Annotated in this window: 1 protein-coding gene; it reads left to right on the plus strand. The window is 76.6% G+C overall.

Annotated elements, in window-relative coordinates; genetic code table 11:
• Positions 1–2,090, plus strand: a 2,090-nt coding sequence (locus tag CCN44_RS25490) for an ATP-binding protein (RefSeq protein ID WP_158103147.1), incomplete at both ends; no start/stop codon positions are given.

A 2,090-nucleotide genomic window follows, 5' to 3' on the forward strand; every position in this document is an offset into this window, starting at 1 on the left:
CCGGGAACCTCCGCCCCCGGCTGACCTCCTTCGTCGGCCGGGAACCGGAGCTGGAGGCCATTCGTTCCGACCTGCACAGGGCCCGCCTGGTCACCCTCACCGGACCGGGCGGCTCCGGAAAGACCCGTCTCGCCGAGGAGGCCGCCGCCGCGCTCCCCTCGGCCTGGCTGGTCGAGCTGGCCCCGCTCGACCGGCCCGAGGCGGTGCCCGGCGCGGTGGTCAGCGCGCTCGGTCTGCGCGAGACCGTGCTCCTGACCAACGACCTGGCGACCCCGCAGGCCGACCCCACGGCCCTGCTGATCGAGTACTGCGCCCCGCGCAGCCAGCTCCTGATCCTTGACAACTGCGAGCACGTCATCGGCGCGGCAGCCGCCCTCGCCGAGACCCTCCTCACCCGCTGCCCCGGGCTCACGATCCTCGCGACCAGCCGTGAACCCCTGGGCGTCCCCGGTGAGTCGGTGCGCCCGGTCGAGCCCCTCGTCCCGGAGCAGGCGCACCGGCTGTTCGCCGAGCGCGCCAAGGCCGTCCGCCCCGACGCCGACGCGGTGCTCGCCGACACCGAGGCCGTGGCGGAGATCTGCCGCCGCCTGGACGGGCTGCCGCTGGCCATCGAGCTGGCCGCGGCCCGGCTCAGGCTGCTGACCCCGCGGCAGATCGCCGACCGCCTGGACGACCGCTTCCGCCTGCTCACCTCGGGAAGCCGCACCGCCCTGCCCCGCCAGCAGACCCTGCGCGCGGTCGTCGACTGGTCCTGGGAGCTGCTGGACGAGCGGGAGCGGACGGTCCTGCGCGAGGTGTCGGTGTTCGCCGGCGGCTGGGACCTCGCGGCCGCCGAGGCCGTCTGCACCGGCCCGGCGGCGGACCTGATCGGCGCGCTGGTCGACAAGTCCCTCGTGGTCGCCGCCCCGGACGGCACCGGCTCGGGCACCGGCATGCGCTACCGCATGCTGGAGACCATCCACGAGTACGCCACCGAGCGCGCGGCCGAGGTCCCCGGAGTGCGCGCGGCGGCCGAGCGGCGCCACCGCGCGTGGGTGCGCGCCCTGGTGGAGGAGGCCGAGCCGCGGCTGCGGTCGGCGGCCCAGCTGCCCTGGATCTCCCGCCTGGAGACCGAGCTGGACAACATCCGCGCGGCCCTGGACCGTGCCGTGCGCGCGGGCGACGAGGCCGAGGCGGGTGCCATCGTGCTGGCCATCGGCTGGTTCTGGTGGCTGCGCAACCACCGCCAGGAGGGGGTGTCATGGGTGCGGCTGGTGCTCCGCCTGGGCGTCGCCCTGGACGCCCTGCCCCCGGGCGCGCCGGCCGGCGAGCTGCCGGCCCGGGTGGCCTCCGCCGACCCGGTCGGCGCGTTCCTCGCCGACCCCGACGGCGAGGCCGGGCATCCGCTGCGCGAGCTGCGGATGGACCTGCGCATGCTCGACCTGTTCCTGACCTCGGAGACGAGCGCGGAGAACCTCGCGGGCGACGAGCGCGCCCCGGAGTACCTCGCGCGCGTGCGGGCGGCCTACGAGCGCGGTGGCCCCCCGGCCGCCCGCCTCCCCGGGGTGGTCTGGCCGCTGACCGCCTACTACCTGGGCAGCCCGGCGGACCTCCGCCCGGACCTGACCGCGTCGCTCGCCAACTGCCGCCGCCACGGCGGTGACTGGGAGGTCGCGGTGGCCCTGATGTACCGCGCCCACGTCGCCGTCGACTCACCCGGCAACCTGCGCGGCGTCGACGAGGACCTGGCCGAGCTGCGCACGCTCGGCCGGCGCGTCGGCGACCGCTGGATACGGGCCCAGGTGTGCAGTGCGGCCGGCGAGGCCGCCATGGCCCGGGGCAGGTACGACGAGGCGCGCGGCGAGTACGAGGAAGCGCTGCGGCTCGCCTACGAGGTGGGCGCGTACGCCGAGTCGCCGTTCCTGATCGCCCGCCTCGCCGAGATCTCCTACCGCTCGGGCGACCGGAAGACCGCGCTGGCCGCCCTGGACGAGGCGGGCGGCGCCGCCGACCGGTACGCGGTGCCGGAGTCCCGGGCCTTCGTGCTGCTGCTGCGCGCCCACATCGCCCTGCACGACGGGCAGCCGGCCCGCGCCCGCGAGCTGTACGAC

This window comes from Streptomyces tricolor, from assembly GCF_002155905.1.
In the GTDB taxonomy this organism is placed as follows: domain Bacteria; phylum Actinomycetota; class Actinomycetes; order Streptomycetales; family Streptomycetaceae; genus Streptomyces; species Streptomyces tricolor.